This window comes from Pseudomonas sp. CYM-20-01 (assembly GCF_023169845.1).
Taxonomy (GTDB): domain Bacteria; phylum Pseudomonadota; class Gammaproteobacteria; order Pseudomonadales; family Pseudomonadaceae; genus Aquipseudomonas; species Aquipseudomonas azotoformans.
The window spans coordinates 6,304,798-6,320,833 of the sequence record NZ_AP025169.1; the positions used below are offsets into that span (position 1 = coordinate 6,304,798).

At 60.6% G+C, this 16,036-nt stretch carries 17 protein-coding genes, 1 tRNA gene and 1 pseudogene; 12 read left to right on the top strand and 7 right to left on the bottom strand.

Annotated features, from left to right (window positions below; all coding sequences use genetic code 11):
• The first annotated feature begins 3 nt into the window (after window positions 1-3).
• Window positions 4-80, top strand: a tRNA-Ile gene (locus M2497_RS28810).
• 110 nt (window positions 81-190) lie between these two features.
• Here M2497_RS28810 and M2497_RS28815 read toward each other — a convergent pair.
• The 5 genes and pseudogenes from M2497_RS28815 to M2497_RS28835 all read right to left on the bottom strand — a co-directional run bounded on the left by M2497_RS28815 (window position 191) and on the right by M2497_RS28835 (window position 3,285).
• A complete protein-coding gene (locus tag M2497_RS28815; protein ID WP_248481889.1) occupies window positions 191-1,441 on the bottom strand; it encodes an IS256 family transposase in 1,251 nt (416 codons plus the stop codon).
• A 264-nt stretch (window positions 1,442-1,705) separates the two neighbouring features.
• Window positions 1,706-1,861, bottom strand: a pseudogene (locus M2497_RS28820) (phage portal protein); the annotation flags it as partial.
• Between the two features lie 235 nt (window positions 1,862-2,096).
• On the bottom strand, window positions 2,097-2,561 hold the full coding sequence (locus M2497_RS28825; protein WP_248484960.1) for a DUF2442 domain-containing protein: 465 nt from the start codon (window positions 2,559-2,561) through the stop codon (window positions 2,097-2,099).
• Entirely contained in the window at window positions 2,549-2,779 is a 231-nt protein-coding gene (locus tag M2497_RS28830) for a DUF4160 domain-containing protein (RefSeq protein ID WP_248484961.1), read from the bottom strand. The genes M2497_RS28825 and M2497_RS28830 overlap by 13 nt, the downstream gene beginning before the upstream one ends.
• An 80-nt stretch (window positions 2,780-2,859) precedes the next feature.
• Window positions 2,860-3,285, bottom strand: a complete 426-nt coding sequence (locus tag M2497_RS28835; protein WP_058424751.1) for a VOC family protein — start codon at window positions 3,283-3,285, stop codon at window positions 2,860-2,862.
• A gap of 112 nt (window positions 3,286-3,397) precedes the next feature.
• Between M2497_RS28835 and M2497_RS28840 the strand changes: the two genes are divergently transcribed.
• The 10 genes from M2497_RS28840 to pqqE all read left to right on the top strand — a co-directional run bounded on the left by M2497_RS28840 (window position 3,398) and on the right by pqqE (window position 13,164).
• Window positions 3,398-4,267, top strand: coding sequence for a LysR family transcriptional regulator (locus M2497_RS28840; RefSeq protein ID WP_248484962.1), 870 nt, complete (start codon window positions 3,398-3,400; stop codon window positions 4,265-4,267).
• A gap of 39 nt (window positions 4,268-4,306) precedes the next feature.
• On the top strand, window positions 4,307-4,753 hold the full coding sequence (locus M2497_RS28845; RefSeq protein ID WP_010206997.1) for an Lrp/AsnC family transcriptional regulator: 447 nt from the start codon (window positions 4,307-4,309) through the stop codon (window positions 4,751-4,753).
• 146 nt (window positions 4,754-4,899) lie between these two features.
• Window positions 4,900-6,591 (top strand): NAD(P)/FAD-dependent oxidoreductase, encoded by a 1,692-nt coding sequence (locus M2497_RS28850; protein ID WP_248484963.1) that lies wholly within the window; start codon window positions 4,900-4,902, stop codon window positions 6,589-6,591.
• 10 nt (window positions 6,592-6,601) lie between these two features.
• The gene (locus tag M2497_RS28855; protein ID WP_248484964.1) at window positions 6,602-7,396 is read left to right on the top strand and encodes a carbon-nitrogen hydrolase family protein; all 795 of its coding nucleotides are present in this window, start codon (window positions 6,602-6,604) and stop codon (window positions 7,394-7,396) included.
• Between the two features lie 48 nt (window positions 7,397-7,444).
• Entirely contained in the window at window positions 7,445-9,793 is a 2,349-nt protein-coding gene (gene pqqF / locus M2497_RS28860) for a pyrroloquinoline quinone biosynthesis protein PqqF (protein WP_248484965.1), read from the top strand.
• A gap of 159 nt (window positions 9,794-9,952) precedes the next feature.
• Window positions 9,953-10,027: a pyrroloquinoline quinone precursor peptide PqqA gene (pqqA, locus tag M2497_RS28865; RefSeq protein WP_003194766.1), complete on the top strand. Its 75-nt coding sequence runs from the start codon at window positions 9,953-9,955 to the stop codon at window positions 10,025-10,027.
• 66 nt (window positions 10,028-10,093) lie between these two features.
• The gene (pqqB, locus tag M2497_RS28870; RefSeq protein ID WP_032883902.1) at window positions 10,094-11,005 is read left to right on the top strand and encodes a pyrroloquinoline quinone biosynthesis protein PqqB; all 912 of its coding nucleotides are present in this window, start codon (window positions 10,094-10,096) and stop codon (window positions 11,003-11,005) included.
• 11 nt (window positions 11,006-11,016) lie between these two features.
• Window positions 11,017-11,769 (top strand): pyrroloquinoline-quinone synthase PqqC, encoded by a 753-nt coding sequence (gene pqqC, locus M2497_RS28875; protein WP_017138042.1) that lies wholly within the window; start codon window positions 11,017-11,019, stop codon window positions 11,767-11,769.
• Complete coding sequence (gene pqqD, locus M2497_RS28880) at window positions 11,766-12,041, top strand: pyrroloquinoline quinone biosynthesis peptide chaperone PqqD (RefSeq protein WP_092242265.1); 276 nt, start codon at window positions 11,766-11,768, stop codon at window positions 12,039-12,041. The genes pqqC and pqqD overlap by 4 nt, the downstream gene beginning before the upstream one ends.
• Window positions 12,013-13,164, top strand: coding sequence for a pyrroloquinoline quinone biosynthesis protein PqqE (pqqE, locus tag M2497_RS28885; protein WP_248484966.1), 1,152 nt, complete (start codon window positions 12,013-12,015; stop codon window positions 13,162-13,164). The genes pqqD and pqqE overlap by 29 nt, the downstream gene beginning before the upstream one ends.
• Before the next feature lie 5 nt (window positions 13,165-13,169).
• Here pqqE and M2497_RS28890 read toward each other — a convergent pair whose 3' ends face one another.
• Both M2497_RS28890 and M2497_RS28895 read right to left on the bottom strand, forming a co-directional pair.
• Entirely contained in the window at window positions 13,170-13,328 is a 159-nt protein-coding gene (locus M2497_RS28890) for a YqaE/Pmp3 family membrane protein (RefSeq protein WP_003228885.1), read from the bottom strand.
• A 172-nt stretch (window positions 13,329-13,500) separates the two neighbouring features.
• Window positions 13,501-14,763 (bottom strand): aminotransferase class III-fold pyridoxal phosphate-dependent enzyme, encoded by a 1,263-nt coding sequence (locus M2497_RS28895; protein ID WP_248484967.1) that lies wholly within the window; start codon window positions 14,761-14,763, stop codon window positions 13,501-13,503.
• A 209-nt stretch (window positions 14,764-14,972) separates the two neighbouring features.
• On the opposite strand from M2497_RS28895, the gene M2497_RS28900 reads away from it, so the two are divergent.
• Window positions 14,973-15,872, top strand: coding sequence for a LysR family transcriptional regulator (locus tag M2497_RS28900; protein ID WP_179030327.1), 900 nt, complete (start codon window positions 14,973-14,975; stop codon window positions 15,870-15,872).
• The last annotated feature ends 164 nt before the right edge of the window (window positions 15,873-16,036 follow it).

The following is a 16,036-nucleotide window of genomic DNA, read 5'->3' on the forward strand; positions in this document are numbered from 1 at the left end:
ACAGGGCCTATAGCTCAGTTGGTCAGAGCAGAGGACTCATAATCCTTTGGTCCACGGTTCAAGTCCGTGTGGGCCCACCAATTCAAAAGCCGCGCATTGCGCGGCTTTTGTCGTATCTAGAGCTTGAAAGGGACTGTCAGATATTTTGTGTGCGGGCCGGTAACGGCCTGCCGTCAGGCAGGCCCTGCTTTTACCAGGTAGGCCTGATAAATCGATCTCCGTAAAGAATCGCAAATTGATTCATCGCACTTTTCCAATCATGGGCCGCTGAGCCCCAGTTGGCGGTGATATTGCGCAGTCCAAGCCAGATCAGTTTTGTCGCCGCATCGTCGGTCGGGAAGTGGCCGCGCGTCTTGATGATCTTGCGCAACTGAGCGTTGATGCTCTCGATGGCGTTGGTCGTGTAGATCACTTTTCGGATCGCCGGCGGGAACACGAAAAATGGGACCACACGATCCCAAGCGCGACGCCAGGCAGCCACTACCGTCGGATATTGCTTGCCCCATGGCCCACTTTCAAACGCATCCAGCGCCTGCTCGGCCGCTTCGGCGGTCACCGCCTGATAGATCGGCTTAAGCGCCTTGGCCAGTTCGCGACGCTTGTCCCAAGCCGCGTAATCAAGGCTGTTGCGGATCAGATGAACAATGCATGTTTGCAGTGTCGTGTCTGGAAACACGGCGTTGAGCGCTTCTGGCATGCCTTTGAGGCCATCGGTCACAGCAATCAACACGTCTTCGACGCCGCGTGTCTTGAGGTCGTTGAAAACCTTCATCCAGAACTTGGCGCCCTCGGTATTTTCTATCCAGATGCCGAGAATATCGCGTGTTCCGTCAGGCAAAACACCCAGGGCCAAGTAGATCGCCTTGTTGCGAACCAGCCCCTCTTCGCGGATTTTGACCCGTAGAGCATCGAAGAAAATAACCGGATACATCGGCTCCAAAGGCCGCTGTTGCCATGCACCGATCTCTGCCATGACCTCGTCGGTCACAGAGCTGATGAAGTCCGGAGAAACATCAGTACCGTACTGCTCGGAAAGAAACGCCCGGATCTCTCTGACCGTCATTCCACGGGCATACATGGCAATGATCTTGTCATCGAACCCGGTGTAGCGGCGCTCGTGCTTGGGAATCAGGATAGGGGAAAAACTGCCGTCCCGATCACGTGGAATATCCAGTCGGAGCGGGCCATCGCCGGTGAGAACCGTCTTGCCGCTCTTGCCATTGCGCTGGTTGGTTTCATCCTCTGGGCGCTGTGCGCCCGGCGGATAGCCCAGGTGATGACCGAGCTCAGCACTCAGCGCTCGCTCGATCAAAGCCTTCTTGAACGCCGCAGACGCGTCCTCGATGGCTTCAGCGGTCATCGGACCATCGGTGAATTGCTCGAGAAGCTCTTTCGGGATTTTCGGCAGCTCTCGCAACGCGGGTTTCTTTTTGGTTGGCATACATGCACCTCTTACTCATGTTATGCCCGAACACAAAATTACTGACACCCCCGCTTGAAAAGTCAGTGCTGAAAAATGTGAAAATTCCCTTCCCCTCCACAAAACGTCCACTCCCACCTGAAATGTTAAAACTCCAGTAGGTAACGGCGCGCAATCCAGCCCGTAATTTCTTTCTCACCGACCTCAACCTGTACGTGAGTCCAGCCATCACTGTTTGCGCCCCTTCGGGTGCATAAACACATGTCTATCTGTGCTCAACCCACCCTACCGTCGATCCACACGCAACCGCCTATTCACCTGCAAAAACAACTGCCGGATCGGCCGTATCTCATTATTCGTGTACACCCGATCAATCTTCTCCACATCCCCAAACCCCGCCGCATTCTCCGGCATGCAACCCGCCAACGCGGGGTTCACCCTCGCCCCCCCCAAGACGTGACCAAGTACTTCAACGCCGCCCCCCCCCAACAACAGGGTGGCGCCGTCCCGAGCCCACGGCGGACAACCTGGGCACGGCCATGTGGCTGGAAAGTGAGTATTGGAAACGCATGGAGATCGCCGTGGCGAACGGGATTGCCAGGGCGTTGAAAGGCTAACAAAAACCCCGCACAGGGCGGGGTTCGGGGGCAACGTGATCAGTATCGCCGTTAAGGCGTTAGGCCCGTTTCAGCTGGGGCCGCTCTTGCAGGTGATCCCAACCCAGGCACGCCAGCGCCAGCGTACGCGGTACAGCTTCGCGCCCGTTGCTGTAACGGGTGATGCTACGCGTGCCGACACCCAACGCCTCGGCGGCTTGCGACAAGTTAAGCCCGGTGCGGGCACGCCAACCGATGAAGATCCGGGTGTTCTCATCCGGTGCGGCCTGGGCCAATGCGTCCAGGTACAGCGTGTCGGCACCGATCTGAATGTCCAGTTCGGGCCATTCCACGGTCCAGCCATCGTCGCCAACGGTCGCACCTTTAAAGGCTTTGGCCGCTTGCAACGGTTTGAGCCCCGGATAGGTGGCCACGTCTTTGCTCATATCCAGCACAAACTGTTGGCCGTCGATAAATGTCAGCTCCAGCACATGGCCGGGACGCGCCTGCACAGCCCGCAGGCGGGGGCGTTTCATGGATGCCATTTATGCCACTCCTCCAGTAATTCGTCTTGGTGCGCTCGCACCCAGGCCAAAGCCTCTTTCAGCACCATCGTCGGCGCTCTGCCCAGCATCGCCTCACATGTTTCAAGGCTTATCAAGACATCGACGCCGCCGCCCGTCAAGTGCACGTGGGGCGGCAGGTGGTCCTTTTCCCGCAGCTCTATGCGGTACTTGTCGCGAAATCGGTATTTGGTAGACATGCCAAAATAATATAGCCAATTTGGCGATACATAAAGTGATGGGAAGTTGCCATGAGCACATCCGCCACCAGCAAAAGCCCTCACTTCGCAAACAACTGCCCAATATCCTTGAACGCCTTGAACTCCAGCGCGTTCCCGCATGGATCAAACAGAAACAGCGTCGCCTGCTCCCCCACCTGCCCCTTGAACCGAATATGTGGCTCCAGCACGAAGCGGGTTTGCCGCGCCTGCAAGCGTTCCGCCAAGGCATGCCAGTCTTCCCATCCCAGTACCACGCCAAAATGCGGCACGGGCACGTTGTGGCCGTCGACCGCGTTGGTGTGCGCCGACTCCTGGGAGGCGGTCTTGGGGTGTTCGTGGATCACCAACTGGTGGCCGAAGAAGTTGAAGTCGACCCAATGATCGCTTGAGCGTCCTTCTTCAAGGCCAAAGACTTCACCGTAGAAATGCCGCGCAGCGGCCAGGTCGTAGACCGGGATTGCCAGGTGGAAAGGGGCGAGTGTCATCAGGTCAAACCTCTATGGGCGTTAAGTACCCCGAGTTTAGCCTTGCCCCCATCGATGAAAAGACGATAGTTTTTGCATCGAGCTCAAATTATTTCGATCAATCGAGACACCTATGCTGCGTGAACTGAAGACCTTTATCGCAGTAACCCGCCACGGCACGTTCGCGGCGGCGGGTATGCATATCGGACTGACGCAGTCGGCGGTGAGTGCGCAGATCCGCCAATTGGAGCAGGCGCTCGGTGTGCCGTTGTTCGACCGTACCGGGCGCCAGGCCACGTTGAATGCTGCGGGTTTGCGTGCCTTGCCGTTGGCCAGGGAGATCCTGGAAACCTTCAACCGCATGGCGGTGCCGGTGGATGCCAACGAATACCGGGGCGAGTTGAAGGTGGGAGCCATCACCACCGCGCAAACCGGTCTGTTGCCTCAGGCACTGGTGCGTTTGCGCCAGGTGGCGCCGACGGTGGAGTGCAAGCTGATACCCGGCGTGTCCCTGGAGTTGTTGAGCCGGGTGGACGCCGGTGAACTGGACTCGGCGATCATCATCCGCCCGCCCTTCGACCTGCCCAAGGAACTGCACGTGCAGCTGCTGCGCAAGGAGCCGTTCGCGCTGATCGTGCCTCACACGTTGGCCGGTGATGACCCGTTGCAGTTGCTCGCGACGCAGCCGCATGTGCGCTATGACCGCGCTTCCTTTGGCGGTCGCCTGGTCAGCCGATTCCTGAAGGAACATAAACTCGACGTGCAGGTAGCATTGGAATTGGATGAGCTGGAAGCCATCGTCAAGATGGTCGAATGCGGCCTGGGGGTATCGCTGATTCCTCAAGCCGGGTTGTGGCTGGAGCGCTCGCCCAACGTGCGAATCATCCCATTGGGCAGCCGGACCTTTTACCGCGAAATCATCCTGCTGAGCCGCTACAGTCAACGCCACCTGCCCGTGCCGCAACTGTTTACCCGCTGCCTGCTCGCCGACGCCAACCTGTAAGATGCCAACACACTGCCCCCCCGCATCGGAGCCCTCGCCTTGCCCGCCCTAGATGAAATCGACCGCCAACTGATCGCCGCCCTGCAGATCAACGCCCGCGAAAGCGTGGCCATGCTCGCCCGGCAGTTGGGTATCGCGCGCACCACGGTGACGTCACGCCTGGCACGCCTGGAGAAAACCCAGGTGATCACCGGTTATGGCGTGCGCCTCGGGCAGCGGGTGGTCGATGGTGGTTTGCAGGCTTATGTGGGCATTACCGTACAAGCGCGCTCGGGCAAAGAAGTGTTGCGCCGGTTGAGTGCCATGGCCCAGGTGCAGCAGTTGTGCGCGGTGAGTGGCGAGTTTGATTATGTGGCCTGGCTGCGCACGGATTCGCCGGAGCAGTTGGACCAATTGCTCGACCAGATTGGCAGCGTCGACGGCGTGGAAAAAACCACCACATCGATCATCCTCAGTAACAAACTGGATCGCGGCCAACCAATCTGACCAACAGCTTCGTCATTCTGACTAAAAACAGATCAATCCGACGACACTTTGCGTCTTATTAACGAACGCTACACTCCCTAAACTGGCTGCCATCATTTCCTATACTCAGCGGGTCGTGCCCCGCCGAGTCATCAGCCAGGTCAGCCATGAACACGTCCAACAAAAGCAATCGCCACCCTGCAGACGGTAAAAAACCCATCACCATCTTCGGCCCGGACTTCCCGTTCGCCTTTGATGACTGGATCGAACACCCCGCCGGCCTGGGCAGCATCCCCGCCGCCAACCATGGCGCCGAAGTGGCGATCGTCGGTGCCGGGATCGCGGGCCTGGTGGCCGCTTACGAGTTGATGAAGCTGGGCCTCAAGCCGGTGGTGTATGAAGCCTCAAAAATGGGCGGCCGCTTGCGCTCCCAAGCCTTTGAAGGCGCCGAAGGCATTATCGCCGAGCTGGGCGGCATGCGTTTTCCGGTATCGTCGACGGCGTTCTACCACTATGTGGACAAGCTCGGCCTGGAAACCAAACCCTTCCCCAACCCGCTGACCCCGGCCTCCGGCAGCACGGTCATCGACCTTGAAGGCCAGACCCACTACGCACAAAAACTCTCCGACTTGCCGGTGCTGTTCCAGGAAGTCGCCGACGCCTGGGCCGATGCGCTGGAAGCCGGTTCACAGTTCGGTGATATCCAGCAGGCCATCCGCGACCGCGATGTACCGCGCCTCAAGGAATTGTGGAACAAGCTGGTGCCGCTGTGGGATGACCGCACCTTCTACGACTTCGTCGCCACCTCCAAGGCGTTCGCCAAGCTGTCGTTCCTGCACCGTGAAGTCTTCGGCCAGGTGGGTTTCGGCACCGGCGGCTGGGACTCGGATTTCCCCAACTCGATGCTGGAAATCTTCCGCGTGGTGATGACCAACTGCGACGACCACCAACACCTGGTGGTCGGCGGCGTGGCCCAGGTGCCCATGGGCATCTGGCGCCATGTGCCGCAGCGTTGCGCCCACTGGCCGGCCGGCACCAGCCTGAGTTCACTGCATCGCGGCGCGCCACGCGCGGGCGTCAAACGCATTGCCCACGCCGCCGATGGCCGTTTCGCCGTCACCGACAACTATGGCGACACCCGTGAATACGCCGCCGTGCTGACCACCTGCCAGAGCTGGCTGCTGACCACCCAGATCGAATGCGACGAAAGCCTGTTCTCGCAAAAAATGTGGATGGCCCTGGACCGCACGCGCTACATGCAGTCATCAAAAACTTTCGTGATGGTCGACCGCCCGTTCTGGAAAGACAAAGACCCGGAAACCGGCCGCGACCTGATGAGCATGACCCTCACCGACCGCCTGACCCGGGGCACCTACCTGTTCGATAACGGCGACGACAAGCCGGGGGTGATCTGCCTCTCGTACTCGTGGATGAGCGACGCCCTGAAAATGCTGCCGCAGCCCATCGACAAGCGGGTGAAGCTGGCCCTCGATGCGCTGAAAAAGATCTACCCGAAGGTCGATATCAAGGCGCGCATCATTGGCGATCCAATCACCGTGTCCTGGGAAGCCGACCCGCACTTCCTCGGGGCCTTCAAGGGCGCGTTGCCGGGTCACTATCGCTACAACCAGCGCATGTACGCGCACTTCATGCAGAAGGACATGCCCGCCGAACAGCGTGGGATTTTTATCGCCGGTGACGATGTGTCCTGGACGCCGGCCTGGGTCGAAGGCGCCGTGCAAACCTCACTGAACGCGGTGTGGGGCATCATGACCCACTTCGGCGGCAGCACTCACCCGGAGAACCCGGGGCCAGGTGATGTGTTCGATGAAATCGGGCCGATCGCCCTGGCGGATTAAGGAGTTGAACATGCGTGTCGCCCTGTACCAATGCCCGCCGCTGCCGCTGGATGTGGCCGGCAACCTCAAGCGCCTGCATCAACTGGCGCATGAGGCCTCCGATGCCGATGTGCTGGTGCTGCCGGAGATGTTCCTCAGCGGCTACAACATCGGTGCCGAAGCCGTTGGCGCCTTGGCCGAGGCGCAAGACGGGCCGTCGGCGCAGGCCATTGCCGAACTGGCCAGAAGCGCCGGGCTGGCGATTCTATACGGCTATCCTGAGCGGGCCGCAGATGGCCAGATCTACAACGCCGTGCAGTTGATCGATGCCCACGGCCAGCGTTTGTGCAACTACCGCAAGACTCACCTGTTTGGCGACCTGGACCATTCGATGTTCAGCGCCGGTGACGATGATTTCCCACTGGTAGAACTCAACGGCTGGAAGCTCGGTTTCCTGATCTGCTATGACCTGGAGTTCCCGGAAAACACCCGGCGCCTGGCCTTGGCTGGCGCCGAGCTGATCCTGGTGCCCACTGCCAACATGGTGCCGTTCGACTTTGTCGCCGATGTCACCGTGCGGGTGCGGGCCTTTGAAAACCAGTGTTATGTGGCCTACGCCAATTACTGCGGGCACGAAGGCGAGATCCAGTACTGCGGGCAGAGCAGCATTGCCGCACCGAATGGACAGCGCATTGCCCAGGCAGGCCTGGATGAAGCCTTGATCGTCGGTACGCTGGAGCGCCAATCGCTCCTCGACGCCCGCGCGGCCAACCACTACCTGCAAGACCGCCGCCCCGAGTTGTACGGCGCGCTGCACAAGCCCTGATCCGGCCGGTTTGCTAGCATAGGCGCATTCTCTGTTTCGGAAGTGCCCATGCCTGCGCCGGCCCACCCTCATCACCTTCATCTGACCCTGGCCAATGGCCTGCGGGTTTCCTTGCGTCATGCCCCACGACTGAAGCGTTGCGCCGCCGTGCTGAGGGTGGCGGCCGGCAGCCATGACGTACCGTTGGCGTGGCCGGGACTGGCGCATTTCCTGGAGCATTTGCTGTTTCTCGGGACCGCGCGTTTTCCCACGGATGACGGTTTGATGGCCTACGTGCAACGCCATGGGGGCCAGGTCAATGCCAGCACCCGTGAACGCACCACGGACTTCTTCTTTGAACTGCCGGATGCCACGTTTGCCGGGGGCCTGGAGCGCTTGGCCGACATGCTGACCCATCCGCGCCTGGCGCTGGAGGATCAATTGCGTGAGCGTGAGGTGCTGCACGCGGAATTTATCGCCTGGTCCCAAGATGCACAGGCGCAACAACAAGTCGCACTGTTGGAAGGTTTGGCGGTGGATCATCCGCTACGTGGCTTTCATGCAGGCAACCGCGACAGCCTGCCAGTTGAGCGAGAGACCTTTCAGCAAGCCTTGCAGGAATTTCACACGCAGTTCTATCAGAGCGGGCAGATGACCTTGAGCCTGGCCGGCCCACAATCGCTGGAGGCACTGGAAACCTTGGCACAGCGGTTCAGTGAACAGCTGACTTCAGGGCTTCTGCGCCCGCAATCCGTGCCCCCGGCCTTGATGCCGGGGCAAGCGCAGCACTATCAGCACATTGCCAATGATCATCTGCACCAGGTCATCACCTGTGATGCGCCCCGTGAAGCGCTGGAGTTTCTCTGCACCTGGCTTAACGCGTCGGCACCCGGCGGATTGCTGGCCGAACTGAAAGCGCGACACCTGGCGAGCGCACTGCAGGCATCGGTGCTGTATCACTTCGCCGGGCAAGCAGTGCTGGATATCGACATTACGCTCAGTGGTCCCGCTGAATCAGCCACACAAGTCGAGGCTTTGCTGTACGACTGGCTGAGCTTTTTCGCACACAGCGACTGGGCTGCGTTGCGCGAAGCGTTTGCTCTGCTGGCCGCTCGCCAACAGCAAACCCAAGACGCCCTGGCATTGGCCCGAAATGACCGCCAGGACCTGTCGGAACAGGATGCCGTCGCCCTTGAGGCCCTGCTTGAATCGCTGCGCTTGCCACCCTCCGAACACCCATGGCAACTGCCGCCGAATAACCCTTTCCTGCGCCCGCCGGTGAAGGAAGAACGCGCCGGCCTGATTCGCGGCCAGACCAGCGCCCACCGAGGCTTGCGCACGTTTGCCCAGGATCGCTCCCGAGGGCGTCGTGATGCATCGGCACTGGCCTTCAGCCAGGCATTGGCGGACGACAGCCACGAAGGCGCGTTGTATCTGCAATGGCAATCAGCTCCGCCACATCAGGAAAGCGCGTTGCAGTCGTTGCGCGACAATGCCCGCCAGGCGGGTGTCGAAGTGTCGTTCGAAAACCTGGGCAGTCACTGGCTGGTGAAAATGGTCGGGCTACAGGAGCCGATCCCAGCAGTTCTGGAAGTGCTGGCGCAACGCCTGGGCGATCCGCAAGAGGCACAAGCCGCCGCGCCGCCCATGATCGCCATCCGCGAATTGCTCAAGGCGCTGCCCGCTTGCTGCGCCACGACCACGTCCGAAACAGCCGCGTGGGACACCGCACGTTGGCAAGGCCTGGGGCTGGGTTTCTCTACCGCCCATGAAGCCGCGATCAAAACCGCTGCGGCCCGCCTGCCGGGGCAACCTGCAAGCCTCAATCATGTCGCGCCATCCCTCAGCGGCCAACGTATCTGGCATGAAGTAGAAGCCGACTCAAACGAAGCCGCCCTGCTGCTGTTTTGTCCAACACCACGCCAATCCTTGGCGGACGAAGCCGCCTGGCGACTGCTCGGCCATCTGCTCCAGGCGCCGTTCTACCAGCGCCTGCGGGTAGAGCTGCAAATCGGCTACGCCGTGTTCAGCGGTATCCGACAGATAAACGGCCAGACCGGCCTGCTGTTCGGCGTGCAATCGCCTAGCCTGTCCCTGTCAGGCATTGCCGATCACCTGCACACCTTCCTGAAGCAACTGCCAGTACTGATCGATAGCCGCGACGACTTGGGCAACCTGGCCTTGGCCGAGCAGTTCAGCGCACAGACACTGCCCAACGCCCAAGCCGCCGAACTTCTGTGGCACGCCCATCTGGCAGGCCATCCGTCGGACTACCTGGCTCAACTTCAAACCCAGATCAGAACCTGTACCCGCGCAGAATTGCAGCGTGCCGCCGAGCAGTTGAACGACGCCACAGGCGGCTGGCGCTGCGTGGCCAACGGACCGCGCATATCGACTAAGTGGCAAGCGGCAGGGTGATCATTGCCGCCCCTGCAAAAGGCTTTCTCCCTCAAGACAGCGCTAACTTGAAAAGAATTGAGTAATATTCCCACGCACACATCTGAACATCTCCGACTGGAGGTGGACTATATGTATTACTTGGTAGTAAACGTCCCATCCCTTCGTAGGAGTATGAATATGACCTGGTCCAAACCTGCTTACACTGATCTGCGCATCGGTTTCGAAGTCACCATGTACTTCGCCAGCCGTTAATCCGCTGGGTACTACAACGCCTCGGTTCGCCCGGGGCGTTTTTGTTTTGAGCTTGATGGAGCTGCCATGTTTGTCCAGATTCTAGGTTCCGCCGCCGGCGGTGGTTTCCCGCAGTGGAACTGCAACTGCGTGAACTGCGCGGGTTTTCGTGATGGCAGCCTGCGGGCCCAGGCGCGCACCCAGTCGTCCATCGCGATCTCCGACGATGGCGTGAATTGGGTACTGTGCAACGCCTCGCCGGATATCCGCGCGCAACTCCAGGGCTTTGCACCGATGCAACCCGGCCGCGCCCTGCGCGATACCGGCATCAGCGCGATCATCCTGATGGACAGCCAGATCGATCACACCACCGGCCTATTGAGCCTGCGCGAAGGCTGCCCGCACCAGGTGTGGTGCACCGACATGGTCCATGAAGACCTCAGCACCGGTTTCCCGCTGTTCACCATGCTCACCCACTGGAACGGTGGCCTGGCCTGGAACCGTATCGAGCTGGACGCCAGCTTCACCATCCCGGCCTGCCCCAACCTGCGCTTCACCCCGCTGCCGTTGCGCAGCGCAGCGCCGCCTTACTCGCCACACCGCTTCGACCCGCACCCGGGCGACAACATTGGCCTGATCGTCGAAGACCTGCGCACTGGCGGCAAACTGTTCTACGCCCCGGGCCTGGGCAAGGTCGACGCGCCATTGCTGGAGATCATGGCCGGCAGCGACTGCCTGCTGGTGGACGGCACGATGTGGGATGACGATGAAATGCAGCGCCGTGGCGTGGGCACCCGCACCGGCCGCGAGATGGGCCACCTGGCGCAAAACGGCCCCGGCGGCATGCTCGAAGTGCTGGAACAGTTGCCCGAGCAGCGCAAGGTGCTTATCCACATCAACAACACCAACCCGATCCTCGATGAAGACTCCCCCGAGCGAGCGGAATTGGTGCGGCGCAATGTCGAAGTGGCTTACGACGGCATGAGCATTGAATTGTAGGAGCTGACGAGATGACTGACACGCCATTGACCACCGCCGAATTCGAAGCCGCCCTGCGAGCCAAGGGCGCCTTCTACCACATCCACCACCCGTATCACGTGGCGATGTACGAAGGCCGCGCCACCCGCGAGCAGATCCAGGGCTGGGTCGCCAACCGTTTCTACTACCAGGTGAACATCCCGCTCAAAGACGCTGCGATCCTGGCCAACTGCCCGGACCGTGAGATCCGTCGCGAGTGGATCCAGCGCCTGCTCGACCACGATGGCGCCCCCGGTGAAGACGGCGGCATCGAAGCCTGGCTGCGCCTGGGACAGGCGGTAGGCCTCGACCCCGACCAACTGCGCTCGCAGGAATTGGTACTGCCCGGCGTACGATTCGCGGTAGATGCCTACGTCAACTTCGCCCGCCGCGCCAGTTGGCAGGAGGCCGCCAGCAGCTCGCTGACCGAGCTGTTCGCGCCGCAGATCCACCAGTCGCGCCTCGACAGTTGGCCGCAGCATTACCCCTGGATCGACCCGGCCGGCTATGAATACTTCCGCACCCGCCTGGGCCAGGCCCGCCGCGATGTGGAACACGGGCTGGCGATCACCCTGCAGCACTACACCACCCGCGAAGGCCAGGAGCGCATGCTGGAGATTCTCCAGTTCAAACTCGACATCCTGTGGAGCATGCTCGATGCCATGAGCATGGCCTATGAACTCAAGCGCCCGCCGTATCACAGCGTGACCGAGCAGCGGGTGTGGCATAAAGGGATCACCCTATGAGCTTTGACCGCAGCAAGAAACCGACCTGGCGCCCAGGCTACCGTTACCAGTACGAGCCGGCGCAAAAAGGCCACGTGTTGCTCTACCCCGAAGGCATGATCAAGCTCAACGACAGCGCCGCATTGATCGGTGGCTTGATCGACGGCGAGCGCGACGTGGCGGCCATCATCGCCGAGCTGGAGAAACAATTTCCTGGTGTGCCTGAGCTCGGTGAAGATATCGAGCAATTCATGGAGGTCGCCCGTGCTGAGCACTGGATCACCCTTGCCTGAAAAGCCGGCCATCGGCCTGCCGCTGTGGTTGCTGGCCGAGCTGACGTACCGCTGCCCGTTGCAGTGCCCGTACTGCTCCAATCCGTTGGACTTTGCCGAGCAGGGCAAGGAGCTGACGACCGAGCAGTGGTTCAAGGTGTTTCGCGAAGCCCGCGAGATGGGGGCCGCGCAGCTGGGGTTTTCCGGCGGTGAGCCGCTGGTGCGCCAGGACCTTGCCGAGTTGATCGCTGAAGCACGCAAACTGGGGTTCTATACCAACCTGATCACCTCCGGCATCGGGTTGACCGAGCAGAAGATCAGCGACTTCAAGAAGGCCGGTCTGGACCATATCCAGATCAGTTTCCAGGCCAGCGACGAACAGGTGAATAACCTGCTGGCCGGCTCGAAAAAAGCCTTTGCGCAGAAATTGGAGATGGCCCGTGCGGTGAAGGCCCACGGCTACCCGATGGTGCTCAACTTCGTGACCCATCGGCACAACATCGACAAGATCGACCGCATCATCGAGCTGTGCATTGCGCTGGAGGCCGACTTCGTGGAGCTCGCCACCTGCCAGTTCTACGGCTGGGCACAGCTCAATCGGGTGGGCTTGTTGCCGACTCGGCAACAATTGGTGCGCGCCGAACGCATCACCAACGAATATCGCGCCAAGCTGGAAGCGGAAGGTCACCCGTGCAAGCTGATCTTCGTCACTCCGGACTACTACGAAGAACGCCCGAAAGCCTGCATGAACGGCTGGGGCAGTATCTTTCTGACGGTGACGCCAGACGGCACCGCCCTGCCCTGCCACGGCGCCCGACAGATGCCGGTGCAATTTCCCAATGTGCGCGACCACAGCATGCAGCACATCTGGTACGACTCGTTCGGCTTCAACCGCTTTCGTGGCTACGACTGGATGCCCGAACCGTGCCGGTCATGCGATGAAAAGGAAAAGGATTTCGGCGGCTGCCGATGCCAGGCCTTCATGCTCACGGGGGACGCGAGCAATGCCGACCCGGTGTGCAGCAAGTCCGAGCAGCACGGCATTATCCTGCAAGCGCGGGAAGAAGCCGAATACGCCACCCAGACCATCCAGCAGTTGGCCTTTCGCAATGAGCGCAACTCACGGCTTATCGCAAAAGGCTGACGGCCTCAGCGCTTGGCGATGATGTACACCGCGTGCACGATGCCCGGGATGTAGCCGCACAGGGTCAGCAGGATATTCAGCCAGAACGCGCCGCCGAAACCCACTTGCAGGAACACACCCAGTGGCGGCAACAGAATGGCGATGATGATACGAATGAAATCCATGGGATCAGCTCCAGAAAATCGGCTCGTGTGAGCCGTGTAGCTAATCGACCTTGGGCGTTCGTGAGGGTTCAGTGGGATCTGGCGTTGGGCCATCCAGGCAAAAAAACGCCCCCGGCCAAAAGAATCAGGCCGGAGGCGCTGCGTAGACCGCGAGACGGTTCAGGAATAAGGGTTAAACGGCGATACCCTTGCGGCATTGCAGTTGGGCGGTACGCACGCGGGAGAAGGCGCGGGCCAGGCGCAGGAGCATTTCGTCGATGTTGCTTTTGCTCACGGTCAGGGCCGGGGTGAAGCGCAGGCAGTTGGGTTGCGGAGCTTGAAGGATCAGGCCTTCGTGCAGCGCCGCTTTTACAACAGCATCCGCAGAATCATCCGACAACGTCAGGCCCCACATCAGGCCATGGCCACGCAGTTGACCGTGGCCGTAGCGGTAGGCCAGGCGGGCAAGACCTTCGCCCAGGTACAAGCCGGTCTCACGCACGTGATCCATAAAGCCGTGCTCCAGCACGGAGTCGAGTACTGCCAGCCCGGCCGACGCCATCAGCGCGTTGCCATGGTGGGTGCCTTCCAGCTCGCCCACTTCGAAGCAACAGGCCTTGCCGCGAGCCAATAGCGCTGCAACGGGAACCCCACCACCCAGGCCTTTGCCGAGGGTGATGATGTCGGCACGTACGCCGTATTGTTGCTCGGCGAGCAAAGTGCCGCAGCGGCCCATGCCGGTTTGCACTTCGTCGAGGATCAGCAAGATCCCCAGTTCACGGCACAGGCGCTCGACGCCCTTGAGATAGTGCTCTGTCGCGGGGATTACACCCGCTTCGCCCTGGATCGGCTCCAGCAGGATGGCGACAGTTTGTGCGTCGACTGCTGCATGCAGGGCCGGCAGATCGTTGAAGGGCACATGGCTGAAACCGGGCAACTGTGGTTCAAAACGGTTTTCAAGCGTACTTGCCGACGCCGACATCGCCGCAAAGCTACGGCCATGGCAACCACCGCTCGCGCTGATGATGCGATAGGCGCCGCCGCGATGCAGTTGGCCCCATTTGCGCGCCAACTTGATCGCGGCTTCAACGGCTTCCGCGCCGCTGTTAAGCAGGTAAGCCTGGTCACTGCCGGTGCGATGGCACAGGCGCTCGGCGAGGTTGAGTTGAGCGCGGTTATGCAAGCCGTTGCCTGGGTTGATCAGCGCCTGAGTCTGGTCGGCCAGTGCCTTGATCAACACCTGCGGGCTGTGGCCGAGGCTGTTGGCGGCGTTTCCCTGGCTGAAATCCAGGTAAGCCCTGTCATCGCTGTCCCACAGCCAGGAACCCTGGCCGCGCACGAAGACTTGGGGTGGCCGCGCTACGGAGGGCATCAGGGATTCGTTGGGAGGATTATCGCTGGGCGTCTCCAGAACTAAATCGTCCAGGCTCGGCGCGGGGCGACGGAACAGATTCATGATTCACCCCCAATAGTAATCGGACCTTGGTCGCTGCGACCCGTCATTATTGCCTTGAGGTTTTTTGCCTTGCCTATGTAAACGCTATCAACATAAACGCTGTTCATTGCCCGATCCGGCCCTGTAAGCCCTGCGAATAGGCGCTAGACTAGGCGCCTCGGGGGCCAGCGGCCATTTCGATTTTCCAGCTTTTTCGATAAGTAAGTCTTATGGATTTCAAGCAACTGCGTTATTTCGTCGCGGTGTATGAGGAAGGCCACGTAGGCCGTGCCGCCGAGCGTCTGTCGATCTCCCAGCCGGCGCTGTCCCAGCAGATTCGCCAGTTGGAGCAGAACCTGGATGTGAGCCTGTTCGAACGCAGCAGCAAGCGCCTGCTGCCGACACTGGCGGCGCATACGCTGTACAACCACGCCCTGCCATTGATCGATGGCATGCAGCAGGCGGTTGAGGCCCTGCGCAACTTCAAGGGCCAGGCGATGCGCACGTTGGCCATCGGCGTGCTGCAAACTGTGCACACCAGCCTGGTCCCGCAGATGCTTGAGCGCGTGCGCAAGGCCCAGCCACATTTGGTGGTGCAGATTTACGAATTGACTGGAATTGAGATTGAGCGGCGGCTACTCAACGGCTCGCTGGATATCGGCATCAGCTACTTGCCGCCACGCCAGCCGGGGCTGCACGGCGTGTTGTTGTACGAAGATGAGTTGAAGGTGGTCATCCCAGAAGACCATCCCTTGCGCGAATTCAAGAAAGTCTCACTGAAGCAGGCCGCAGAGTTGCCGATGTTGCTGCTCGGGGAAGAATTCCAGGTCCGGCAGATCTGGCAGGGCCAACTGTCCAACCTCGGGCGGCGCCCGCAAGTGCAGGCAGAGCTCAATACCATGGCGGGAATTCTCGATAGCCTGCCTCATACCAAGCTGGCGACGGTACTGCCGGGGCGCTCCCAGGATGAACACAACAGCCAGGCGCTGCTGTGGAAACCCTTGAGTGAACCCAGGGTGCCGCTGAAAGTCGGTTTGGTATGCCGCGATGTGCAACGCCAGCAGGCGACGGTGGCGTTGCTGCGCACCTTGCTGGAAGACGTGATGAATGCCCCGCAGGCGCCTGCCTGACTTTTTCGCGGGCAAAAGAAAACCCCGCCGAAGCGGGGCTTTGCAGACTGTTTCCCTGACATCCATTTCACTCCGCCGTCCTGGCAGAATCCTACGTGTCCGTGTTGTTGCTTTGCGCTTCCTGCGCGACGTCCATGTGAAGTAGATTATCCGTGGATCCAATA